General features: G+C 31.6%; 21 protein-coding genes and 5 tRNA genes. 21 read left to right on the forward strand and 5 right to left on the reverse strand.

Going from position 1 to position 24,972, the window contains the following annotated elements:
• The coding region (gene yaaA / locus L8X36_RS07365; RefSeq protein WP_263683246.1) for a YaaA family protein at positions 1 to 541 on the reverse strand (541 nt) is incomplete at its 3' end.
• A 91-nt stretch (positions 542 to 632) separates the two neighbouring features.
• On the opposite strand from yaaA, the gene L8X36_RS07370 reads away from it, so the two are divergent.
• From L8X36_RS07370 to fusA, 19 genes are all read left to right on the forward strand, one after another.
• A tRNA-Thr gene (locus L8X36_RS07370) sits at positions 633 to 708 on the forward strand.
• Between the two features lie 47 nt (positions 709 to 755).
• A tRNA-Tyr gene (locus tag L8X36_RS07375) sits at positions 756 to 841 on the forward strand.
• A 7-nt stretch (positions 842 to 848) separates the two neighbouring features.
• A tRNA-Gly gene (locus L8X36_RS07380) sits at positions 849 to 925 on the forward strand.
• 105 nt (positions 926 to 1,030) lie between these two features.
• A tRNA-Thr gene (locus L8X36_RS07385) sits at positions 1,031 to 1,105 on the forward strand.
• A 65-nt stretch (positions 1,106 to 1,170) separates the two neighbouring features.
• On the forward strand, positions 1,171 to 2,370 hold the full coding sequence (gene tuf / locus L8X36_RS07390; RefSeq protein WP_039668122.1) for an elongation factor Tu: 1,200 nt from the start codon (positions 1,171 to 1,173) through the stop codon (positions 2,368 to 2,370).
• A 39-nt stretch (positions 2,371 to 2,409) separates the two neighbouring features.
• The gene (gene rpmG, locus L8X36_RS07395; protein ID WP_012661178.1) at positions 2,410 to 2,568 is read left to right on the forward strand and encodes a 50S ribosomal protein L33; all 159 of its coding nucleotides are present in this window, start codon (positions 2,410 to 2,412) and stop codon (positions 2,566 to 2,568) included.
• A gap of 21 nt (positions 2,569 to 2,589) precedes the next feature.
• Positions 2,590 to 2,665, forward strand: a tRNA-Trp gene (locus L8X36_RS07400).
• Between the two features lie 16 nt (positions 2,666 to 2,681).
• Entirely contained in the window at positions 2,682 to 2,864 is a 183-nt protein-coding gene (secE, locus tag L8X36_RS07405) for a preprotein translocase subunit SecE (protein WP_012661179.1), read from the forward strand.
• A 4-nt stretch (positions 2,865 to 2,868) separates the two neighbouring features.
• A complete protein-coding gene (nusG, locus tag L8X36_RS07410) occupies positions 2,869 to 3,399 on the forward strand; it encodes a transcription termination/antitermination protein NusG (RefSeq protein WP_012661180.1) in 531 nt (176 codons plus the stop codon).
• 27 nt (positions 3,400 to 3,426) lie between these two features.
• Positions 3,427 to 3,852 carry a 50S ribosomal protein L11 gene (gene rplK, locus L8X36_RS07415; RefSeq protein ID WP_263683247.1) on the forward strand — a complete coding sequence of 142 codons (426 nt, stop codon included), beginning with the start codon at positions 3,427 to 3,429 and terminating at the stop codon, positions 3,850 to 3,852.
• Between the two features lie 63 nt (positions 3,853 to 3,915).
• Positions 3,916 to 4,617 carry a 50S ribosomal protein L1 gene (gene rplA / locus L8X36_RS07420; RefSeq protein ID WP_039617747.1) on the forward strand — a complete coding sequence of 234 codons (702 nt, stop codon included), beginning with the start codon at positions 3,916 to 3,918 and terminating at the stop codon, positions 4,615 to 4,617.
• Positions 4,618 to 4,771: 154 nt separating this feature from the next.
• On the forward strand, positions 4,772 to 5,251 hold the full coding sequence (gene rplJ, locus L8X36_RS07425) for a 50S ribosomal protein L10 (RefSeq protein WP_263683248.1): 480 nt from the start codon (positions 4,772 to 4,774) through the stop codon (positions 5,249 to 5,251).
• A 19-nt stretch (positions 5,252 to 5,270) separates the two neighbouring features.
• Positions 5,271 to 5,648: a 50S ribosomal protein L7/L12 gene (gene rplL / locus L8X36_RS07430; RefSeq protein WP_012661184.1), complete on the forward strand. Its 378-nt coding sequence runs from the start codon at positions 5,271 to 5,273 to the stop codon at positions 5,646 to 5,648.
• Positions 5,649 to 5,743: 95 nt separating this feature from the next.
• Positions 5,744 to 9,877 carry a DNA-directed RNA polymerase subunit beta gene (gene rpoB, locus L8X36_RS07435; RefSeq protein WP_263683249.1) on the forward strand — a complete coding sequence of 1,378 codons (4,134 nt, stop codon included), beginning with the start codon at positions 5,744 to 5,746 and terminating at the stop codon, positions 9,875 to 9,877.
• On the forward strand, positions 9,870 to 14,423 hold the full coding sequence (rpoC, locus tag L8X36_RS07440; protein WP_263683250.1) for a DNA-directed RNA polymerase subunit beta': 4,554 nt from the start codon (positions 9,870 to 9,872) through the stop codon (positions 14,421 to 14,423). Before rpoB ends, rpoC begins: the two co-directional genes overlap by 8 nt.
• Before the next feature lie 42 nt (positions 14,424 to 14,465).
• Complete coding sequence (locus L8X36_RS07445) at positions 14,466 to 15,098, forward strand: CatA-like O-acetyltransferase (protein WP_263683251.1); 633 nt, start codon at positions 14,466 to 14,468, stop codon at positions 15,096 to 15,098.
• Positions 15,099 to 15,160: 62 nt separating this feature from the next.
• Positions 15,161 to 15,544: a 30S ribosomal protein S12 gene (gene rpsL / locus L8X36_RS07450; protein ID WP_012661187.1), complete on the forward strand. Its 384-nt coding sequence runs from the start codon at positions 15,161 to 15,163 to the stop codon at positions 15,542 to 15,544.
• 67 nt (positions 15,545 to 15,611) lie between these two features.
• A complete protein-coding gene (rpsG, locus tag L8X36_RS07455; RefSeq protein ID WP_012661188.1) occupies positions 15,612 to 16,082 on the forward strand; it encodes a 30S ribosomal protein S7 in 471 nt (156 codons plus the stop codon).
• Positions 16,083 to 16,094: 12 nt separating this feature from the next.
• Positions 16,095 to 18,170, forward strand: a complete 2,076-nt coding sequence (gene fusA, locus L8X36_RS07460) for an elongation factor G (protein ID WP_263683252.1) — start codon at positions 16,095 to 16,097, stop codon at positions 18,168 to 18,170.
• A gap of 32 nt (positions 18,171 to 18,202) precedes the next feature.
• On the opposite strand, the gene L8X36_RS07465 is transcribed toward fusA, so the two are convergent.
• The 4 genes from L8X36_RS07465 to putP form a co-directional block, all read right to left on the reverse strand.
• Positions 18,203 to 18,685, reverse strand: a complete 483-nt coding sequence (locus tag L8X36_RS07465; protein WP_263683253.1) for a pyridoxamine 5'-phosphate oxidase family protein — start codon at positions 18,683 to 18,685, stop codon at positions 18,203 to 18,205.
• A 64-nt stretch (positions 18,686 to 18,749) separates the two neighbouring features.
• The gene (locus L8X36_RS07470) at positions 18,750 to 20,120 is read right to left on the reverse strand and encodes a hemolysin family protein (RefSeq protein ID WP_263683254.1); all 1,371 of its coding nucleotides are present in this window, start codon (positions 20,118 to 20,120) and stop codon (positions 18,750 to 18,752) included.
• A 78-nt stretch (positions 20,121 to 20,198) separates the two neighbouring features.
• Positions 20,199 to 21,179, reverse strand: coding sequence for a putative transporter (locus tag L8X36_RS07475; protein ID WP_039668130.1), 981 nt, complete (start codon positions 21,177 to 21,179; stop codon positions 20,199 to 20,201).
• Complete coding sequence (gene putP / locus L8X36_RS07480; protein ID WP_263683255.1) at positions 21,180 to 22,658, reverse strand: sodium/proline symporter PutP; 1,479 nt, start codon at positions 22,656 to 22,658, stop codon at positions 21,180 to 21,182.
• 142 nt (positions 22,659 to 22,800) lie between these two features.
• Between putP and L8X36_RS07485 the strand changes: the two genes are divergently transcribed.
• Positions 22,801 to 24,006 carry a saccharopine dehydrogenase family protein gene (locus L8X36_RS07485; protein WP_263683256.1) on the forward strand — a complete coding sequence of 402 codons (1,206 nt, stop codon included), beginning with the start codon at positions 22,801 to 22,803 and terminating at the stop codon, positions 24,004 to 24,006.
• A 35-nt stretch (positions 24,007 to 24,041) separates the two neighbouring features.
• Complete coding sequence (gene modB, locus L8X36_RS07490) at positions 24,042 to 24,719, forward strand: molybdate ABC transporter permease subunit (protein ID WP_263679660.1); 678 nt, start codon at positions 24,042 to 24,044, stop codon at positions 24,717 to 24,719.
• Positions 24,720 to 24,972 lie beyond the last annotated feature (253 nt).

The following is a 24,972-nucleotide window of genomic DNA, read 5'->3' on the forward strand; positions in this document are numbered from 1 at the left end:
CAAAGGGTTGTTTAATGGTGTAAAATTTTTCATAAAATTTGGCTCTAAGATCGATTATTAATTCATTTTCTAAAAAATCATCAAGTTCACTGGAAAAATTTTCTTTATAAAATTTTTCTATATTAAAATCTTTGATTTTCTCCCCTTGTTTTAATTTATAATAAGGTATTAAATCTTTTGCTAAAATAGAACCAAAAAGATTTGAAAATATTAATACATTTTCATCTATATATTTTTTAGAAATTTCATCCAAACTCTCATAATCTAAATATTCAAAAGCAACACCATTGTATCTTTGAATTGCTTTGGTTGTATCTTTTTTTAATATATCATGACTAAGATTATATAGTTCATCTTTGTCTTTGATACCAAAAAATTTTTCAAGAACATTTTCATCACATTCTTTAATAAAATTTTTGTATTTAGCAATTACTTCAAGTCTTTTATCGTATAGCTTGTTAAATATGAATGATTTTTCATTTAAACAACTATGTGTATTTATTTTACTTTTTCCCTCACTAGGTGAAAATAAAATTTTCATAATTAATCCTTTATTTTTTAAAAATTATACAAAATTATTTAAAACACTTGACATTAATTCAAAATTACATTATAATTCAACTTTATTTTTTGCTGGTTTAGCTCAGTTGGTAGAGCAGCTGCCTTGTAAGCAGCAGGTCGGGGGTTCAAGTCCCTTAACCAGCTCCATTGTTAATAGCAGTGTTTGACCAGAAATAAAAAGCATTATTATTCATGGTGAGTTACTCAAGTGGCCAACGAGGGCAGACTGTAAATCTGCTGGCTTTCGCCTTCCGTGGTTCGAATCCACGACTCACCACCATTGCTTTGCGGGAGTAGCTCAGTTGGCTAGAGCATCAGCCTTCCAAGCTGAGGGTCGCGGGTTCGAGTCCCGTTTCCCGCTCCAACCTGATTTTGGTAGAGTGAAACTGGGAGCTGTTTTTAAATTCAGAATTTCTAGCAGTTTCAAATTTCCAAAATTTTATAGTTTATGTTTTTAATTTTTCTGAGCGCTCGTATGGCTCAGAGGTAGAGCACTCCCTTGGTAAGGGAGAGGTCGCGGGTTCAAGTCCCGCTATGAGCTCCATTGATTTCAAAAGATTATAAAACATAAATTAGTATTTGTTTGTAAATTTTATATGGAGGAAAAAGATGGCTAAAGAAAAATTTTCACGTAATAAGCCTCACGTAAATATTGGTACTATTGGTCACGTTGACCACGGTAAAACTACTTTAACAGCTGCTATCTCTGCTGTTCTTTCAAGAAGAGGTTTGGCTGAGCTTAAAGATTATGATAATATCGATAATGCTCCTGAAGAAAAAGAGCGTGGTATTACTATTGCTACTTCTCACATTGAGTATGAAACAGAAAATCGTCACTATGCTCACGTAGACTGCCCAGGTCACGCTGACTATGTTAAAAACATGATTACTGGTGCTGCTCAAATGGACGGTGCTATTCTTGTTGTTTCTGCAGCAGACGGCCCAATGCCACAAACTAGAGAGCACATCTTGCTTTCTCGTCAAGTAGGTGTACCATATATTGTTGTTTTCATGAACAAAGCTGATATGGTTGATGATGCTGAGTTATTAGAATTAGTTGAAATGGAAATTAGAGAATTATTAAGCTCTTATGATTTCCCAGGAGATGATACTCCAATTATTTCAGGTTCTGCTTTACAAGCTCTTGAAGAAGCAAAAGCTGGACAAGATGGTGAATGGTCTAAAAAAATCTTAGATCTTATGGCAGCAGTTGATGAGTATATTCCAACTCCAGCTCGTGATACAGATAAAGATTTCTTAATGCCTATCGAAGATGTATTCTCAATTTCAGGTCGTGGTACAGTTGTTACTGGTAGAATTGAAAAAGGTATTGTTAAAGTTGGTGATACTATTGAAATTGTTGGTATTAGAGAAACACAAAGCACTACAGTAACTGGTGTTGAAATGTTTAGAAAAGAAATGGATCAAGGTGAAGCAGGAGATAACGTTGGTGTTCTTCTTCGTGGAACTAAAAAAGAAGATGTTCTTCGTGGTATGGTTCTTGCTAAACCTAAATCAATCACTCCTCATACTGATTTTGAAGCAGAAGTTTATATTTTAAATAAAGATGAAGGTGGACGCCATACTCCATTCTTTAATAACTATAGACCACAATTTTATGTAAGAACAACTGATGTTACTGGTTCTATCCAACTTGCAGAAGGCGTTGAAATGGTTATGCCGGGCGATAATGTTAGAATTACTGTAAGTCTTATTGCACCAGTTGCACTTGAAGAAGGTACTCGTTTTGCTATCCGTGAAGGTGGCCGTACTGTTGGTTCAGGTGTTGTTTCTAAAATTATTAAATAATTATAAGCGAGATTTAATCTCGCTTTTTAAGGAATAAAAATGAGAATTAAAGTTGGTTTAAAATGTGAAGAGTGCGGTGATATTAATTATAGCACTTTTAAAAATAGTAAAAATACAACTGAAAAGTTAGAATTAAAAAAATATTGCCCAAGATTGAAAAAACATACAATTCATAAAGAAGTTAAATTAAAAAGTTAAGGCTTTTATAAAAAAGCCCTTAGGGCAATAGCTCCAACGGTAGAGCGCCGGATTCCAAATCCGATGGTTGGGGGTTCGAATCCCTCTTGCCCTGCCACAAAATAAGGTAAAATATGGAAAAACTAATAACTTATTTTAAATTGTCAAAAGCTGAATTAGGAAAAGTAATTTGGCCTTTGAAAGAGCAAGTTAGAAATGCTTATATTACAGTTTTTGTAGTTGTTACTGTTGTTTCATTATTTTTAGCATTAGTTGATTTGATTATGTCATTTTCATTATCTAAGATTATAGGATAGAAAAATGAATCATAAATGGTATGCAATTCAAACTTATGCAGGTAGTGAGATGGCTGTAAAAAGAGCCATAGAAAATTTAGTTAGAGATCATGGAATTCAAGAGCAATTATTAGAAGTAATTGTTCCAACTGAAGATGTGATTGAATTTAAAAATGGTAAAGAAAAAATAAGCGAAAGAAGTTTATATTCAGGCTATGTATTTGCCAATATAGACTTATCAACAGAGCTTTGGCATAAAATTCAGTCTTTACCAAAGGTTGGTCGTTTTATAGGTGAAAGTAAAAAACCAACCCCATTAAGTGAAAAAGATATCAATCTTATTTTAGAAAAGGTGAAAAATAAAGCAGCACCTAAGCCTAAAATTTCATTTGATAAAGAAGAAAGTGTAAGAATAACTGAAGGTCCTTTTGCAAACTTTGTCGGTATTGTAGAGGAATATGATATGGTTAGAGGCGTTTTAAAGCTAAATGTTTCTATATTTGGTAGATCAACTCCAGTAGAAATCTTATACTCTCAAGTTGAAAAAATAGTTTGATTATATAGTAAGTAAAGGAGAAAGGTTATGGCTAAAAAAGTCGTAGGAGAAATTAAATTACAAATAGCTGCTACTAAGGCTAATCCATCACCTCCAGTTGGTCCTGCTTTAGGCCAACAAGGTGTTAATATTATGGAATTTTGTAAGGCATTTAATGAAAGAACAAAAGATATGGCTGGTTTTAATATTCCAGTTGTTATTACTGTTTATGCAGATAAAAGCTTTACATTTATAACAAAACAACCACCAGCTACAGATTTAATTAAAAAAGCTGCAGGTATTTCTAAAGGTGCAGATAACCCTTTAAAAAATAAAGTAGGTAAATTAACTAAAGCACAAGTTTTAGAAATTGTAGATAAAAAAATCACTGATATGAATACAAAAGATAGAGAGCAAGCTGCTAAAATTATCATGGGTTCTGCTCGTTCTATGGGTGTTGAAATCGTAGATTAATACTCTTTACCGCCAAGAGTTTAAAAAGGCGGTAGCACTTTATATAAAATGCGGAGAAAATTGATGTCTAAAAATACTAAAAGATTTACAGAATTATTAAAAAAAATAGATTCAAATAAAAACTATTTAATGGATGAAGCAATAAGCACAGTAAAAACTCTTGCTTCTGCTAAATTTGATGAAACAGTTGAAATTGCTTTAAAATTAAATGTTGATCCAAGACATGCAGATCAAATGGTAAGAGGTAGTGTTGTTTTACCTTGCGGTACAGGTAAAAAAGTTCGTGTTGCTGTTATTGCAAAAGATGCAAAAGCTGATGAAGCAAAAAATGCAGGTGCTGATATAGTTGGTAGCGATGATTTAGTAGAAGAAATTCAAAAAGGTAATATGAATTTTGATGTTTTAATTGCTACACCAAATTTAATGGGTCTAGTAGGTAAAGTAGGTCGTATTTTAGGACCTAAAGGTTTGATGCCAAATCCTAAAACAGGTACAGTAACAATGGATGTTGCTCAAGCTGTTAATAATGCTAAAAATGGACAAGTTAATTTCCGTGTTGATAAACAAGGAAACATCCATGCAGGTTTGGGTAAAGTTAGTTTTACTCAAGAACAATTAAAAGAAAATATGACAGCATTTGTAAAAGCTATTAATAAACATAAACCAGCTGCTGCAAAAGGAAGATATATTAAAAATGCTAGTCTTTCTTTGACTATGAGTCCTTCTCTTTCTCTTGATACTCAAGAATTACTTGATACAAAATAAAATTAATGAGAGTTTTTCTCTCATTAATAAAAATTAGATAAGATAATAACTTTTATCTTATCTAATTTTTATCTTAGATTGGAGATAGCCGAGGTCTTGGGACTTAATTAGATTTTCTGCTCTGCTTGAAATCACCGGTCGGAAAGGAGTAAAGATGACTAAAAGCCAAAAAATTGAACTTGTTTCTAAGCTTGAAGAGGGTTTTAAGGTTAGTGAAGCTGTTGTAGTTTGTAACTATAAAGGTTTAAACACTAAAAAACTTGAAGAGTTAAGAAATAATGCGAGAGAAATGGATGTTAAAGTTCAAATTATTAAAAATACTTTAGCAAGTATTGCTCTTAAAAATGCCGGCAAAGATGGAATGGAACTTAAAGATACAAATATTTATCTTTGGGGTGAAGACCAATTAAATGTTTCAAAAGTTGCTGATAAATTTAGCGAAGCTAATCAAACATTTGAAATCAAAACCGCATTTATTGATGGTGAAGTTGCTTCAGTAGATAAAGTTAAAGCTTTAGCTAAAATGCCTTCTCGCAATGAATTGCTTGCTATGCTTTTGCAAGTTTGGAATGCACCAATCACCAATTTTACAATTGGATTAAATGCATTAAAAGAAAAAAAAGAAGCTGAATAAAATTTAAAAAGGATAAAAAATGGCAATTACTAAAGAAGATGTATTAGAATTTATTTCTAACCTAAGCGTTCTTGAACTTTCAGAATTAGTAAAAGAATTTGAAGAAAAATTTGGTGTTTCTGCTGCTCCAGTTATGGTTGCAGGTGCTGCTGTTGCAGGTGCTGCTGGCGGTGCTGCTGAAGAAAAAACTGAATTTGACATCGTATTACAAGATGGTGGCGATAAAAAAATCAATGTAATTAAAGTTGTTCGTGCTTTAACTGGCCTTGGACTAAAAGAAGCAAAAGATGCTGTTGAACAAACTCCATCGGTTCTTAAAGAAGGTGTTAGCAAAGCTGAAGCTGAAGAAGCTAAAAAACAACTTGAAGAAGCTGGCGCTAAGGTTGAGCTTAAATAATTTTTTTGTTTTAAAAGAAAGGATTTTATATCCTTTCTTGTTTTCCTTTAATTAGGATTCTTTCTTTCAATACTTTTACCATGGGGTATAATAATATGTTAAATTCACAATCAGGAAATCGTTTAAGAATAGACTTCTCGAATGTTCCACAACAAATAGACATTCCAAATTTATTACAATTACAAAAGAAAAGTTTTGATTATTTTTTAAACATAGATGCTAAAAATTCAGAAAGTGGAATTGAAAAAGTATTTAAATCTATTTTTCCAATTCATGATCCACAAAATAGATTAAGTTTAGAATATGTAAGTAGTGAAGTAGGTAAACCTAAGTACACTATTAGAGAGTGTATGGAAAGAGGTTTGACTTATTCTGTAAATTTAAAAATGAAAATCCGTTTAACTTTACATGAAAAAGATGAAAAAACGGGTGAAAAAATTGGTATAAAAGATATTAAAGAACAAGAAATTTATATTAGAGAAATCCCTTTAATGACAGATAGAATTTCTTTTATAATTAACGGAGTTGAAAGGGTTGTAGTAAATCAACTTCACAGAAGTCCGGGTGTTATATTTAAAGAAGAAGAAAGTTCTACTGTTGCAAATAAATTAGTATATACAGCCCAAATCATACCAGATCGTGGTTCTTGGCTTTATTTTGAATATGATGCTAAAGATGTGCTTTATGTGCGTATTAATAAAAGAAGAAAAGTGCCTATTACAATTTTATTTAGAGCACTTGGTTATAAAAAACAAGACATTATAAAATTATTTTACCCTATACAAACTATTCATGTTAAAAAAGATAAATTCTTAACTGAATTTAATCCAAATGACTTTTTAGATAGAGTTGAGTATGACTTGAAAGATGAAAAAGGCAATGTAATTCATCAAGCTGGTAAAAGAATGACAAAGAAAAAGGCTGAACAGCTTGTAAAAGATGGGGTTAAATGGGTTGAATATCCAGTTGAAATTTTAACAAATAGGTATTTAGCTAATCCTATTATTAATAAAGAAACTGGTGAGGTTTTATTTGATTCTTTAACGCTGTTAGATGAGGGAAAACTAGCAAAAATTAAAGAGGAAAAACAGTTTGATATTGCTAATGACTTAGCTAATGGAGTAGATGCTGCTATTATTAATTCTTTCATTCAAGATAATGAAACTTTAAAATTATTAAAACAAACCGAGAATATAGATGATGAGAATGATTTAGCAGCTATTAGAATTTATAAAGTAATGAGACCAGGCGAACCAGTAGTAAAAGATGCTGCAAAAGCCTTTGTAAATGATTTATTTTTCAATCCTGAAAGATATGATCTAACAAAAGTTGGTCGTATGAAAATGAATCATAAATTAGGCTTAGATACGCCTGAATATGTTACGGTTTTAACCAATGAAGATATAGTAAAAACTGCAAAATATTTAATTAAAGTAAAAAATGGTAGAGGTCATATTGATGATAGAGACCATTTAGGTAATCGTCGTATAAGATCAATTGGAGAACTTTTAGCAAATGAACTTCATGTAGGTCTTGCTAAAATGCAAAAATCAATTAGAGATAAATTTACGGCTTTAAATACAGATATTGATAAAGTAATGCCTTATGATTTGATTAATCCTAAGACAATTACTGTAACAATTATGGAATTTTTTACCGGCGGTCAATTATCTCAATTTATGGATCAAACAAACCCATTGAGTGAAGTGACTCATAAACGTCGTTTGTCAGCACTTGGTGAAGGTGGTTTAGTAAAAGAAAGAGCAGGTTTTGAAGTACGTGATGTTCATGCAACGCATTATGGAAGAATTTGTCCTGTTGAAACTCCAGAAGGTCAAAACATCGGATTAATTAATACGCTTTCAACTTATGCTAAAGTAAATGATCTAGGCTTTGTTGAAGCACCTTATAAGAAAGTAGAAAATGGAAAAGTAAGCAATGAAATTGTATACTTGACTGCTACTCAAGAAGAGGGCTTGGTGATTGCAGCCGCTTCAACTAAAATTGATGAAAAAGGTAATATTGTTGAGGAATTTGTTGAAGCAAGACAAGATGGTGAAACAATCCTAGCAAGAAGAGAAGAAGTACATTTGATTGACCTTTGTTCAGGCATGATAGTAGGGGTTGCAGCGTCATTAATCCCATTCTTAGAGCATGATGATGCAAACAGAGCTTTAATGGGTTCAAACATGCAACGTCAAGCAGTGCCTTTACTAACCGCACAAGCACCTATAGTAGGTACTGGTATGGAAAAAATCATTGCTCGTGATGCTTGGGAGGCTATTAAAGCTAAAAGAGCAGGGATTGTAGAAAAAGTTGACAATAAAAATATTTTTATTTTGGGCGAAGATGAAAATGGACCATTTATTGATCATTATAAAATGGAAAAAAATCTAAGAACTAACCAAAATACAACTTTTATTCAACACCCGATTGTGAAAAAAGGCGAATTTATTCAAGCAGGTCAAATCATTGCAGATGGTCCAAGTATGGATCAAGGCGAACTTGCTATTGGTAAGAATGCCTTAATCGCATTTATGCCATGGCATGGGTATAACTATGAAGATGCTATTGTAATTAGTGAGAAAATTTTACGTGAAGATACTTTTACTAGTGTTCATATTTATGAAAAAGAAGTAGAGGCTAGAGAGCTTAAAGATGGTGTAGAAGAAATTACAAAAGATATTCCAAATGTAAAAGAAGAAGATTTAGCGCATCTTGATGAGAGTGGTATCGCTAAAATAGGAACTCATATAAAGCCTGGTATGATTTTGGTAGGTAAAGTTTCACCTAAGGGTGAAGTAAAACCTACACCTGAAGAAAGATTATTAAGAGCTATTTTTGGTGAAAAAGCTGGACATGTTGTAAATAAATCTTTATATGCAACCGCCTCATTAGAAGGTGTTGTTGTAGATGTAAAAATCTTTACTAAAAAAGGTTATGAAAAAGATGCACGCGCTATAAAAGCTTATGATGATGAAAAATTAAATCTTGAAAAAGAACATCATGATAGACTTTTAATGATGGATAGAGAAGAAACTTTAAGAGTATGTTCTTTACTTTCTAAATCAGCTTTAAATTCAGATGAAGAAATAAATGGTGTTAAATATAAAAAAGGCTCTAAAGTAGAAATTACAGAATTAGAAAAAATCAATCGTTTTGCATTAAATTCTTTAGTTAAAGCTTATTCTAAAGAAGTACAAAAAGAATATGATGATTTAAAAAATCATTTCCAAAATGAGAAGAAAAAACTTAAAACAGAGCATGATGAAAAATTAGAAATTTTAGAAAAAGATGATATTTTACCAAGTGGGGTAGTAAAACTTGTTAAAGTATATATCGCGACTAAGAGAAAATTGAAAGTTGGGGATAAAATGGCAGGACGCCATGGAAATAAAGGTATTGTGTCTAATATCGTTCCAGAAGTTGATATGCCATATTTACCTGATGGAAGACCTATTGATATAGCCTTAAATCCTCTAGGGGTTCCAAGTCGTATGAATATAGGACAAATTCTTGAAAGTCATTTGGGGATTGTTGGTATGAGACTAGGTGATCAAATTCAAGAAATTTTTGATAGAAAACAAAAAGATTTTGTAAAAGAATTACGTGAAAAAATTCTTGAAATTTGTAGTGTATCTAGACTTGAATTAGAAAAGAAATTTGTGCAAACTTTAAATGATGAACAGCTTATTTCTTATGCTAGAGATTGGGCTAAAGGAGTGAAATTTGCTACTCCTGTATTTGAAGGCGTAACGGTTGAAGAATTTGGTAAGCTTTTTGAAATGGCTAAAATAGCTATGGACGGAAAAAGCGAACTTTATGATGGAAGAACTGGTGAAAAAATGGCAGAGCGTGTGCATGTTGGATGTATGTATATGCTTAAATTACACCATTTAGTAGATGAAAAAGTTCACGCAAGAAGTACTGGACCTTATAGTCTTGTAACACAACAACCAGTTGGTGGTAAGGCTTTATTTGGTGGACAAAGATTTGGTGAGATGGAGGTTTGGGCTCTTGAAGCTTATGGAGCAGCTCATACTCTAAGAGAAATGTTAACCATAAAATCTGATGATGTTGAAGGTAGATTTAGTGCTTATAAAGCTTTAACAAAAGGTGAGAATGTTCCAGCAACAGGTATTCCAGAGACATTCTTTGTACTTACAAATGAATTAAAATCTCTTGCTTTAGATGTTGAGATTTTTGATAAGGATGAGAATAATGAGTAAATTTAAACCTATCGAAATAAAAGAAGATGGTAGACCTAGAGACTTTGAAGCTTTTCAATTAAGACTTGCAAGTCCTGAAAAAATCAAATCATGGTCTTATGGCGAAGTAAAAAAACCAGAAACAATTAATTATAGAACTTTAAAGCCTGAAAGAGACGGGCTTTTTTGCGCTAAAATTTTTGGACCAGTAAGAGATTATGAATGTCTTTGTGGTAAGTATAAAAAAATGCGTTTTAAAGGCATTAAGTGTGAAAAATGTGGTGTTGAAGTTACTAGTTCTAAAGTACGCCGCTCAAGAATGGGGCATATTGAGCTAGTTACACCAGTAGCACATATATGGTATGTAAATTCTTTGCCAAGTCGTATCGGTACTTTACTTGGTGTAAAGATGAAAGACTTAGAGCGCGTATTGTATTATGAAGCATATATAGTAGAAAATCCAGGTGATGCATACTATGATAATGAAAATACTAAAAAAGTTGAATTTTGTGATGTATTAAATGAAGAGCAGTATTTAAATTTAATGCAACGCTATGAAAGTAGTGGATTTAAAGCTAGAATGGGTGGTGAAGTTGTTAGAGATTTACTAGCAAATTTAGATCTTGTTGAGCTTTTAAATAAATTAAAAGAAGATATTGCAGCAACTAATTCAGAAGCAAAGAAAAAAACTATCATCAAACGCTTAAAAGTGGTGGAAAATTTCTTAAATAGTAATTTAAATACTAATACAAATAGTGATGAAGTAGTTCCAAATCGTCCTGAATGGATGATGATTACAAATTTACCTGTGTTACCACCTGATTTAAGACCTTTGGTAGCTTTAGATGGTGGAAAATTTGCAGTTTCTGATGTGAATGATTTATATAGAAGAGTTATTAATAGAAATACACGTTTAAAAAGACTTATGGAGCTTGATGCACCTGAAATTATCATTAGAAATGAAAAAAGAATGCTTCAAGAAGCAGTCGATGCTTTATTTGATAATGGTAGAAGAGCAAATGCAGTTAAAGGTGCAAATAAACGTCCATTAAAATCTTTAAGTGAAATCATCAAAGGAAAACAAGGTCGTTTCAGACAAAATCTACTTGGTAAAAGAGTGGATTTTTCAGGTCGTAGTGTTATTGTTGTTGGGCCAAAACTTAGAATGGATCAATGTGGTTTACCTAAAAAAATGGCTTTGGAATTATTTAAGCCACATTTGTTAGCTAAACTTGAAGAAAAAGGTTATGCTACCACTGTAAAACAAGCTAAAAAAATGATAGAAAATAAAACCAATGAGGTTTGGGAGTGTTTAGAAGAGGTTGTTAAAGGTCATCCTGTAATGCTTAATCGTGCACCAACCTTGCATAAGCTTTCCATCCAAGCTTTCCATCCTGTGCTTGTAGAGGGCAAGGCAATTCAACTTCATCCATTGGTGTGTGCAGCATTTAATGCTGATTTTGACGGGGATCAAATGGCTGTGCATGTGCCTTTATCACAAGAAGCAATAGCTGAGTGTAAAGTATTAATGCTCTCATCTATGAATATCTTGCTTCCAGCAAGTGGTCGTTCTGTGACTGTACCTTCTCAAGATATGGTTTTGGGGATTTATTATCTATCTTTAGAAAAAGATGGTGCTAAGGGTGAGCATAAAATTTGTACAGGTATTGAAGAGGTTATGATTGCCCTAGAAGCAAAATCTTTAGATATTCATGCAAGTATTAGAAGTGTAGTTGATGGTAGAAAAATCACTACGACTGCTGGAAGATTAATTATTAAGTCTATCTTGCCTGATTTTGTTCCTGAAAATATGTGGAATAAAGTCATGAAGAAAAAAGATATTGCAGCTTTGGTTGATTATGTTTATAAAGAAGGTGGCCTTGAAGTAAGTGCTAGCTTTTTAGATAAATTAAAAGATCTTGGTTTTGAATATGCAACAAAAGCGGGTATTTCTATTTCAATTGCTGATATTATTGTGCCTGATCAAAAGCAAAAAAGCATAGAAGAAGCTAAAAAACAAGTAAGAGAAATTCAAAATTCATATAATTTAGGTTTGATTACTTCGGGTGAAAGATATAATAAGATTATCGATATTTGGAAAAGCACTAATAATATCTTGTCAAAAGACATGATGGAGTTAATTAAAAAAGATAAAGAAGGATTTAACTCTATTTATATGATGGCAGATTCTGGTGCTAGAGGTTCAGCAGCTCAAATTTCACAGCTTGCTGCGATGAGAGGTCTTATGGCAAAACCTGATGGCTCAATCATTGAAACACCGATTATTTCAAATTTCCGTGAAGGACTTAATGTTCTTGAATATTTTATTTCAACTCATGGTGCTAGAAAAGGTCTTGCGGATACAGCATTAAAAACAGCAAATGCAGGTTATTTAACAAGAAAACTTATCGATGTGGCACAAAATGTAAAAGTTACAATGGAAGATTGTGGTGCACATGAGGGTGTTGAGATTAATGAAATTACCGCAGATGGTGTTGTGATTGAAACCTTAGAAGAAAGAATTTTAGGAAGAGTTTTAGCTGAAAATATTATTGATTCTATTACTAATGAAATTTTATTTTCAGAAGGTACTTTAGTAGATGAGGAAAAAGCTAGAGTAATTGTTGAAAGTGGTGTAAAGAGTGTAAGTATTAGAACTCCTATTACTTGTAAAGCTAAAAAAGGAGTTTGTTCTAAATGTTATGGTATTAACCTAGGTGAGGGCAAATTAGTTAAGCCAGGTGAAGCTGTAGGTATTATATCTGCTCAATCAATCGGTGAGCCAGGAACTCAGCTTACACTAAGAACTTTCCATAGTGGTGGTACTGCTAGTACAGATTTGCAAGATCGTCAAGTAGTAGCACACAAAGAAGGTTTTGTAAGATTTTATAATCTTAACACTTATGAAGATAGACAAGGTAAAACTATCGTTGCAAATCATCGCAATGCTGCTATTTTACTTGTTGAGCCAAAAATCAAAGCTCCATTTAAAGGAACTATCCATATTGAGCATGCATATGAGGATGTGGTAGTTAGCGTTAAAGCAAAAAATAATGAAGCTAAATTTATATTAAGAAAGTATGACTTAGCAAAAGCTAATGAGCTTGCTGGTGTAAGTGGTAATATTGAAGGTAAATTATATATTCCATATAGCGATGGTGCTGAAGTAGCTGAAAATGAAAGTATTGTAGAAGTAATCAAAGAGGGTTGGAATATACCAAACCGTATCCCTTATGCGAGTGAATTGTTAGTAAAAGATGGCGATCCTATCACTCAGGATATTGTAGCTGGTGCAAAAGGTACCTTGAAGTTTTATATGCTTAAAGGGGATGGTTTAGATAGAATTAGAAATCTTAAAAAAGGTGATGTAGTTAAAGAAAAAGGTGTTTTTGTTGTTATTGCTGATGAAAATGATAGAGAAGCAAAAAGACACTATATACCAAGAGATTCTGTGATTGAATTTGATGATAGTACTTTTGTGGATAATCCTAAAACTATCATAGCAAAATCAAGCAAAGAAGATAAAACTATCATTGCTGAATGGGATGCATATAATAATACTGTAATTGCAGAAGTTGCAGGTACAATTAACTTTGAAGATATTGAATCAGGCTATAGTGCTGATGAGCAAATTGATGAAGCAACTGGTAAAAGATCGCTTGTTATTAATGAGTATCTACCAAGTGGAGTGCGTCCAGCGTTGTTAATCATAGGTGAAAACGATAAAGTAGTGCGTTATCAACTCGAACCAAAAACTGTTATTTATGTAAATGATGGTGATAAGGTTAAGCAAGCTGACATCCTAGCTAAAACACCAAAGGCAGCAGCTAAATCAAAAGATATTACTGGAGGTCTTCCAAGGGTATCTGAATTATTTGAAGCAAGAAAGCCAAAAAATACTGCTGTTGTAGCTGAAATTGATGGAGTTGTTAGATTTGATAAACCTTTAAGATCAAAAGAAAGAATTATTATCCAAGCAGAAGATGGAAGTAGTGCAGAGTATTTAATTGATAAATCAAAACGCATTCAAGTAAGAGATGGTGAATTTATTCATGCGGGTGAAAAATTAACCGATGGAGTTATTTCAAGTCATGATGTGCTTAGAATTTTAGGTGAAAAAGCATTGCATTATTATCTTATTTCTGAAATTCAGCAAGTTTATCGTGGTCAAGGTGTTGTGATTTCTGATAAGCATATTGAAATCATCGTATCACAAATGCTAAGACAAGTAAAAATTGTTGATAGTGGTCATACAAACTTTATTGTAGGTGATTTGGTTTCAAGAAGAAAATTTAGAGAAGAAAATGAAAGAATTTTAAGATATGGCGGTGAACCTGCTGTAGCTGAGCCTGTGTTGCTTGGGGTTACAAGAGCAGCTATTGGAAGTGATAGTGTGATTTCGGCTGCTTCTTTCCAAGAAACAACGAAAGTTTTAACAGAAGCAAGTATTGCAGGTAAATTTGACTATCTTGAAGATCTGAAAGAAAATGTAATCTTAGGTCGCATGATTCCTGTTGGTACAGGTCTTTATGGAGATCAAAATTTAAAGCTTAAACAACAAAATTAATTTTCAATCCTAGCAATTTTGCTAGGATTTTTTAAGTATTTTATGTTTAAAATAATTGATTTAGAACAATATAAAAGAAAAGAACATTTTAACTTTTATACTCAAAATATTCCTTGCTCGTTTGAAATTACTGTTAAATTAGATATTAGTTCTTTTTATTATTTTATTAAAAACAATAATTATGAATTCTACCCTTGTTTTATCCACACTATTAGTAAAAGTATAAATGCTTTTGATAATTTTAAATTTAGTTTAGATCAAAACAAACAACTAATATGTTATGATATTATCCATCCTTCTTATACTATTTTTCATAAGGACTCTAAAACTTTTTCTGTTCTTTGGACTTTCTATAAAGAAAATTTAAATGATTTTTTATCTTTATATGAAGAGGATAAACAATTAATAAAAAACGATAAAAGTATGTTTTTAAAAGAGCCTATAGATAATCTTTTTAATATTTCTGCCATTCCTTGGGTGGCTTTTGAGAATTTTTCTTTACACTTGCCAAAAAAAGAGCAGTATTTCTTTCCTATTATAACAAGTGGAAAGATTATAAAAGAAAATAAAAAAATTCTCATTCCTTTTAGTATTAATGTTAATCATGCCAGCAATGATGCTTATCACATTTATTTGTTTTTAGAAAAACTCCAAGAAAACCTTAATAGTTTATAATTTTATAAGTAAAATTTAGATATTATCCAAAGTTTATTATTTTATTAATGAAAGGAATTACTGTGCCAACCATAAATCAATTGGTTAGAAAAGAGCGCAAAAAAGTTTTAGAAAAATCTAAATCACCAGCGCTTAAAAATTGCCCACAAAGAAGGGGAGTTTGTACTAGGGTTTATACAACAACTCCTAAAAAACCAAACTCAGCGTTAAGAAAAGTTGCCAAAGTAAGACTTACAAGTGGCTTTGAAGTTATTAGTTATATCGGTGGTGAAGGTCACAACCTACAAGAACACAGCATCGTTTTAGTGCGTGGTGGTAGGGTAAAAGACTTACCAGGTGTTAAGTATCACATTGTTCGTGGTGCCTTAGATACTGCAGGTGTTGCAAAAAGAACTGTTTCTCGTTCTAAATATGGTGCAAAACGCCCTAAAGCAGCAGCTAAGTAATAAGATTGCAGACAAATCCGTTAGATTTGATTTTGTTTGAGTAAAATTATAAATTTGAAGGAAAATTATGAGAAGAAGAAAAGCTCCGGTAAGAGAAGTCTTGCCAGATCCGATTTATGGAAACAAAGTAATTACAAAATTCATTAATTCTTTAATGTATGATGGTAAAAAAAGCACAGCTACTACTATTATGTATGGTGCTTTAGAAGCTATCGATAAAAAAGGTGGAGAAAAAAAAGGTATAGAAATTTTTAATGATGCTATTGAAAATATTAAGCCTTTATTAGAAGTTAAATCTCGTCGTGTTGGTGGTGCTACTTATCAAGTTCCAGTAGAAGTACGCCCAGCTAGACAACAAGCTTTAGCTATAAGATGGATTATTTCTTTTGCTAGAAAAAGAAGTGAAAGAACTATGATTGAAAAATTAGCAGCTGAATTATTAGACGCAGCTAATAGTAAAGGCGCTTCATTTAAGAAGAAAGAAGATACTTATAAAATGGCAGAAGCTAATAAAGCATTTGCTCATTATCGTTGGTAAGAGGAGTAAAACATGTCAAGAAGTACTCCTTTAAAAAGAGTTAGAAATATAGGTATTGCAGCTCACATTGATGCTGGTAAAACAACTACTAGTGAAAGAATTCTTTTCTTTACAGGTATGAGTCATAAAATTGGCGAAGTACATGATGGTGCGGCTACAATGGACTGGATGGAACAAGAAAAAGAAAGAGGTATTACAATTACTTCTGCTGCTACAACTTGTTTTTGGAAAAATCACCAAATCAACCTTATAGACACTCCAGGCCACGTTGACTTTACAATCGAAGTTGAAAGATCAATGCGTGTTTTAGATGGTGCTGTTGCAGTATTTTGTTCAGTAGGTGGAGTTCAACCACAATCAGAAACTGTTTGGAGACAAGCTAATAAATACGGTGTTCCAAGAATTGTTTTTGTAAATAAAATGGATAGAATTGGTGCAAATTTCTTTAATGTAGAAGAGCAAATTAAAAATCGCTTAAAAGGCAACCCAGTTCCACTTCAAATTCCAATTGGTGCTGAAGATAATTTCAAAGGCGTGATTGATCTTATCACCATGAAAGCTTTAGTATGGGAAGATGAAAGCAAACCAACCGATTATGTAGAAAAAGAAATTCCAGCTGAGCTTAAAGAAAAGGCTGAAGAATATCGTGTAAAAATGATAGAAGCTGTTTCTGAAACAAGCGATGAATTAATGGAAAAATATTTAGGTGGTGAAGAGCTTACTCAAGAAGAAATCAAAGCAGGTATTAAAGCAGGATGTTTAAGTCTTTCTATGGTTCCTATGCTTTGTGGTACGGCTTTTAAAAACAAAGGTGTTCAACCATTGCTTGATGCTGTTGTTGCTTATTTACCAGCTCCTGATGAAGTTGCTAATATCAAAGGTGAGTATGAAGATGGTACAGAAGTTTCTGTAAAATCAACTGATGATGGTGAATTTGCAGGTCTTGCATTTAAAATTATGACTGACCCATTTGTTGGACAATTAACTTTCGTTCGTGTATATAGAGGGAGTTTAGAAAGTGGTTCTTATGCATATAATTCAACAAAAGATAAAAAAGAAAGAATTGGTCGTCTTTTGAAAATGCACTCTAATAAAAGAGAAGAGATTAAAACTTTATATGCAGGAGAAATTGGAGCGGTTGTTGGTCTTAAAGACACACTTACTGGTGATACCTTAGCAAGTGAAAAAGATAAAGTTATTTTAGAGAGAATGGATTTTCCAGATCCTGTTATTTCAGTTGCTGTTGAGCCTAAAACAAAAGCAGATCAAGAAAAAATGTCTATTGCTTTAAATAAATTAGCTCAAGAAGATCCAAGCTTTAGAGTTTCTACAGATGAAGAAAGTGGTCAAACTATCATCTCAGGTATGGGTGAGCTTCACTTAGAAATTATTGTTGATAGAATGCTTCGTGAGTTTAAAGTTGAAGCAGAAGTTGGTCAACCTCAAGTTGCTTACCGTGAAACTATTAGAAAAACAGTTGAGCAAGAGTACAAATACGCTAAACAATCAGGTGGTCGTGGTCAGTATGGTCATGTATTCTTAAGACTTGAGCCGCTTGAGCCAGGCAGTGGTTATGAGTTTATAAATGATATCAAAGGTGGGGTAATTCCAAAAGAATATATTCCAGCGGTTGATAAAGGTGTTCAAGAGGCATTACAAAACGGTGTTTTAGCAGGATATCCTGTTGAAGATGTTAAAGTAACTGTTTATGATGGAAGCTATCACGAAGTGGATTCTTCTGAAATGGCATTTAAACTTGCAGCTTCTATGGGCTTTAAAGAAGGTGCTAGAAAAGCAGGTGCGGTAATCTTAGAACCTATGATGAAAGTTGAAGTTGAAACTCCAGAAGAATATATGGGTGATGTTATTGGAGATTTAAATAAACGTCGTGGTCAAGTAAATTCAATGGATGAAAGAGGTGGTAATAAAATTATTACAGCATTTTGTCCTTTGGCTGAGATGTTTGGTTACTCAACTGATCTTAGAAGTCAAACTCAAGGTCGTGCTACTTATTCTATGGAATTTGATCACTATGATGAAGTTCCAAAAAACGTTTCTGAAGAAATTATCAAAAAAAGAAATGGTTAATCTACCAAGATGGGCAAAAAGCTCATCTTGAATTATTTATGTCCTTTTGAATTAATTAAATTAATTATTCCTTCATTAATTTCATATGCCTTTCCAAAACCTTTAACATATCTTCCGTTTTTCAGTATAAGTTGAAATAAATGAAAATCTTGCATATTTTTAATGACTTGGATTATTTCTTTATTGCTTTCATTTTCATAAGTATTTAATACTTGCTCAAAGAGTTGATTATCTCTTGTTATTTCTATACACTCTATTCTAAATTTAAGTCTTTTTCTTGCAAAGATTGACATGCAATCTTTTTCATCTTCTATAAACATAATTTCTATGTTTTTATTATTGTATTTTACTCCTTCAAAGTGTTCAGCAATTTCACTAATATAAATATAAAAGTCATTTTTAATTTTTATAATAGGTGTATATGAACATATGGTTTGATTATTTAAATTTAAAGAAGATATTATAATGCTTTTGCATTCTTGTATAAATTGATTGATTTCATCATGTAATTGCATATATTTTCCTTATAGGTTAGAATGGATAAGTAAGGACTATATGAGAGCAAAAAGAAGAGTTTGTTTACTCTTCTTCATTAGTATTCTTGCGTACAACTTTAATGCGTTCTATACTATTTCCATCCATCTTTTTGACTTCGTAGTAGCAGAATTCATCTTCTATTCTATCTCCAACAACCGGTAAGCGTCCTAAGAGATTAAAAACATATCCACCTATAGTGACTTGTTCTAGCTCTTCATTAAAGCGTATATCAAGCATTTCTTCTACTTCGCTAATTTCATATCTTCCTTGAAATTCATAAATGTTTTCTGCAAGTTTTTTAAAATGTGGACTAGAATCATCATGCTCATCATTAATATCTCCAACGATTTCTTCCATAATATCTTCCATGGTTAAAAGACCGGCTGTGCCACCATATTCATCTACTACTAATGCTGTGTGTACTTGTTCTTTATTCATCATGAAAAGGACTTTGGATATGCTGATATTTTCTGGAACTAAGATCATTTTGATTAAAAAATCATCCAAATTTTTCTTATCTTTGCTAAGTTCATTTTGCATGATGTCTCTAATATGCACCATACCCAAAATGATATCTTTAGAACCGTCTATATATGGAAAGCGTGTGTGTTTGTATTGACAAACTATTTGCATATTTTCCTCATAGCTTTTTTGTTTGTTAAGACATATCATATCTTTTCTAGGTGTCATGATTTCTTTTGCTACTGTATCTGAAAAATCAACAGCATTACGTATGATTTCAGTTTCAAACTCATCCAAAACTCCACCTTTTTGGCTTTCACTCGCAATAAATTTGATTTCTTCTTCAGAGTGGCTTAATTCATGTTCTTTAGCAGGTTTAATACCTATAACTTTTAAAGAAATTGCAGCTAAAAAGTCAAATGTTTTGATGAAAGGTAGGAAAAGTAACCAAAATAAATGTAATGGTCTTGCAACCCATAAAACAGCTTTATCTGCAATAGCGATAGCAACGCTCTTTGGAACTAATTCACCTAATACAACATGCAATAATGTGATAATAGCAAAAGCGATAACAAATGCTATAGTATGAATTAATGCTGGAGCTAAGCCTAAATTTGCCAAAGGAACTTCAAGAATTTTAGCAATAGCAGGTTCACCTATCCAACCAAGAGCAAGAGAGCTTAGCGTAATACCAAGTTGGCATGCACTTAAATAAGTATCTAGTTTTGAGGTTACTTCTAAAGCTTTTTTTGCATTACGTTTTTTTTCTTTTACCATTTCTTCGAGTTTTGATCTACGTACTTTAACAATAGCAAATTCAGATAAAACAAAAAATCCATTTAAAAGCACTAAAGCTAATGCAACAAGAATCATAAAAGTAGAATAGCCTACATCAATTGAGGCAACAGCGGGTAATGTTTGATTTAAGTCTAAAGATTGACTGGGGTCCAAAAAAACTCCTTTAATAAAATTTTTGCAAAATTATATCAAATCAAAACTATAAAATTAGCTTAAAATAAACGACATATTTTAAATTAATTTATGTTTTCTATATTCAATATTTTTTTCAAATTCATCTAAACGTTTATAAATGCTACGCAATTGTGTGATAGTTGTCCAATTGGTGATAAAAATACTAAATGATGATCTAACTTGATCAAAAGCATTGCCAACTTGTATGATAATTCCAAGTTGTATAAGTCCTAAAAACAAGCTTGGAGCCATGATTAAAAAAGGCACTATAACCATGATTTGCTCAAATAAATAAAGCCATATATTAAAATACCCATAATGCAAAAATAATCTTTTATAATTGATTTTAAGTCCAGTAAATAAACTTAAAATACTTTCATCGCTCGCATAATTTTTTCTATCATCTTCAGCAAAAACAAGTTCTTTTCTAAAAGCAGCTTCGGCTTTTTGATTATTATATTCAAGACCAGGTAATTTAATACCAACAAACCATGATATAACAAGACCTCCCAAAGAAACCAAAAATGCAATCCATACTAAGGATCCATTAATGTCTTTTAAGATAGGTAAATTAACATGCGCACTTAACATCCACAAAATTGGCACAAAAGCAATTAAAGTCATAATTGCCTTAACAAAAGCCAATCCTAAGCTTTCTATGATTTTTGAAAAATTATAAATATCTTCTTGAATTCTTTGTGAGCTACCTTCTATGTTATCATCTTTTTTTTGCCAAAATTTAATATAATCAAAAGTCATAGCCTCACGCCATTTAAAGGCATAAATACTTCCAAAATATTGTGTGATAGTAGCGATTAATACATAAGGCAATGCTAGATATAAAAATTGCTTAATAAAATGATAAAAGTCATCTATACTATGATTTTTTGCATCTTGTAAAACATCATAAAATTCTTTATACCATTCATTTATTGCAACATTAATGGAAGTTTGAGCAAGTAAAGAAGCTAGTAAAAAAAACAAACCCAAATAAGCCCACAATGCCCATTTTTTTGAATAAAAAAAAGATTTAAACATTTAAATTTCTTTTAACATTTTTTCATAGTGTTTTATTGTATGTTTTTTTGCTTTAAAAATTATACTAAAAATCACAATAAAACAACTTGCAACTAAAAATCCAGGAATGATTTCATAAATTGCTATAAAATTTGAACCAAAATGTTTATAAAATATAACAGTTAAAGCTCCACTAACCATTCCAGCTATTGCACCTTCTTTGCTCATATTTTTATAAAACAAAGAAAATAAAATAACACTTCCAAAGCTTGCACCAAAACCTGCCCATGCATATGAAACAATACCTAAAATTTGACTTTGCGTATCAAGTGAAAGTACAAAAGCTACACAAGCAACAGCTAAAACACCTAGACGTGATAATAAAGTAATATTTTTATCATTTGTTTTTCTTTTTAAGATTTGTGTATAAAAATCTTGCACCAAGCTAGAAGCACATACTAGTAGTTGAGAACTTGCAGTACTCATAATAGCTGCCAATATAGCACTGAGTAAAATTCCTGCCACCCAAGGATTAAAAAGCACTTGAGACATTACGATAAATATTCTTTCAGGGTCATTTAAAGTGAGATTAAATTTAGCTATATAAGCAATACCTAAAAATCCTATCATAGCAGCACCAAATAAAGAAATTACCATCCAAGTTATGCCTATAAAAGTTGCAGTAGGAATTTCTTTTACATTTTTTATAGAGATAAAACGAATTAAAATGTGAGGTTGACCAAAATAACCAAGTCCCCATGCTAGGGTTGATACCACGACTAGCCAACCACCACCGTCTAGGCCAAAGGCTTGAGGTTTTACATCGTTTATAGTAGAAAAGGCTTCGCCAAAGCCACCAAGTTCAAAAATCATTACAAAAGGAATGATGATTAATGAACTCATCATTAAAAGTCCTTGTATCATATCAGTCCAACATACGGCTTTATAGCCACCTAAAAAAGTATATAAAACAATAACTAAAAATCCAATGCTTAAGGCAAAAATATAAGGTAAATTAAATACACTTTCAAAAAGCTTAGCACCACTTACTAATCCAGCGCTAATGTAAATAGTAAAAAATACCAAAATAACTATTGCGCAAATGCTTCTTAAAATATGTCTATCATCATGAAAGCGACTTTCAAAAAAATCAGGAATTGTAATACATTCTTTGGCTATTTGAGAAAAAATCTTTAATCTTTTAGCAACAAAGGTCCAGTTTAAAAACATACCAAAACTTAAGCCTATAGCTATATAAATTTGCCCTAAGCCAGCTGCATATAAAGCACCAGGAAAAGCCATTAAAAGCCAACTACTCATATCAGAAGCACCTGCACTTAAGGCAGATATTACCGGCCCCATGGAGGCATTACCAACAAAATAATCTTTACTGTTTTGATTTTTTTTGTAAAAATAAAAACCTATAAAAAGCATTAAAAATGCATAGGTAATAAAAGTAATAACAATAGGATAAGAAAGTTCTACACTTTGTAAATTCATAAGTGTCCTTAAAAAATTTAAAAAACTATCATTTTACTTGTTTTATTTTAAAAAAACATTATAAAAATTATTTTTTATTTTTTGTTTCAATGCTTTATAAAGTTTTTTTGTTACAATTTTCTAAAAAATTTAAGGAAAAATGATGAAAAATCTTTTGATTATAGGTGCAGGTGGTGTAAGCCGTGTTGCGACTGTAAAATGTGCAATGAATAGTGATGTCTTTAGCAAAATAACTCTAGCAAGTAGAACTAAAAGTAAATGTGATGAAATAGCAGCTTTTATAAAAGAGCGTTTAGGTGTAGAAATTCAAACTGAGCAAATAGATGCAGATGACACTGCTGCTGTTGTAGAACTTATCAAAAAAACAGGAGCTGAAATTTTATTAAATGTGGCTTTACCTTATCAAGATCTTACTTTAATGGATGCGTGTATTCAAACTAATATCCACTATGTAGATACTGCAAATTATGAACATCCTGATTTAGCTAAATTTGAATATAAAGAACAATGGGCAAGAAATGATAAGTTTAAACAAGCAGAAATTTTAGGACTTTTAGGTAGCGGTTTTGATCCAGGTGTTACTAATGTATTTTGCGCTTATGCGCAGCAAAATTTATTTGATGAAATTCATTATATAGATATATTAGATTGCAATGCTGGAGATCATGGCTATGCCTTTGCAACTAATTTTAATCCTGAAATTAACTTAAGAGAAGTTTCTGCTAAAGGTCGTTACTGGGAAAATGGAAAATGGATAGAAACTGAACCTATGGAAATAAAAATGGAGTGGGATTATCCTGAAGTAGGGGTAAAGGATAGTTATTTACTTTATCATGAAGAGCTTGAAAGCTTAGTAAAAAATATCAAAGGCTTAAAAAGAATAAGATTTTTTATGACTTTTGGGCAAAGCTATTTAACTCATATGAAATGTCTTGAAAATGTTGGTATGCTAGGTATTAAGCCTGTTATGCATCAAGGCAAAGAAATAATACCAATAGAATTTTTAAAAACACTACTTCCTGATCCTGCTAGTTTAGGCCCTCGCACTAAAGGTTATACTAATATAGGTTGTGTGATTCGTGGTGTAAAAGATGGAAAAGATAGACAAGTTTATATTTACAATGTTTGCAATCACGAAGAATGCTTTAAAGAAACTGGAGCGCAAGCTGTGAGTTATACTACCGGAGTTCCTGCAATGATAGGAACAAAGTTAATTGCTAAAGGAATTTGGCAAGGAAAAGGCGTGTTTAACATGGAAGAATTTGATGCTAAACCTTTTATGGATGAGTTAAATACTCAAGGACTTCCTTGGAAAATTATAGAAATGGAGCCAAATTTAGGAAAGTAATCTCAAGTCTTTTTTGACTTGAGAAAGTTTTAATAATGACACAATTATTATTAAGTATAGATTGGACACCTTTTTTAGTTTCCATAAAGCTTTCTATTATTACTTGTATAATTTTGTTTTGTTTTTGCATACCTCTTGCTTGGGTTTTTACTTTTAAGCAATTTAGAGCAAAAAAAATTCTAGAAACCATAATAACCTTACCTTTGGTTTTACCACCATCTGTTGTTGGTTTTTACTTGTTGATTTTGTTTTCAAAATACTCTTTTTTGGGTAATTTTTTAGAAAAACACTTTAATATCACTTTAGCTTTTACCTTTGAAGGTTTAGTGATAGCAAGTTGTATTTATTCTTTACCTTTTATGTTTAATCCTTTATATAATGCAATGTCTATGATTTCTAAAAATATTATAGAAGCTAGTTTTTCTTTGGGAAAAAATTCTTTCATCACACTTTTTAAAGTAATCTTACCTAGTATTAAACCAGCTATATTAAGTGCTTTGGTGATAAGTTTTGCACATACTATGGGTGAGTTTGGTATAGTATTAATGATAGGCGGTTCTTTAAGCGGAGAAACAAAAGTAGCTAGTATTGCTATATATGAAAGTATGGAAAATTTAGATTTTACCACAGCCCATATTTATAGTCTCATACTATTAATTTTTAGTTTTATTGTTTTACTAAGTGTGAATCTTCTTAACAAACAAAAAAGATAATATACTTAATCCATTTATTGTTTTCAAGTATTTTGAGTATAAATTTATCTAAATCAAGTTTTATCTTTAATTGTTTGTATTCTCTTTTACTTTCTTATTTATTATCTATATTTAAGATATTATTTTCTTTATATTTGACACGAAATTTTTCATATTTTATAATAATTCATATTCTATCATTTCCCACTATTTTTCTAAAAATTTACCACATGTTATAAACCAATATCCACAGTCCTTTTTTTATCCCCCCCCC

Origin of the sequence: Campylobacter sp. CNRCH_2014_0184h, assembly GCF_025772985.1 — a bacterium.
GTDB lineage: Bacteria > Campylobacterota > Campylobacteria > Campylobacterales > Campylobacteraceae > Campylobacter_D.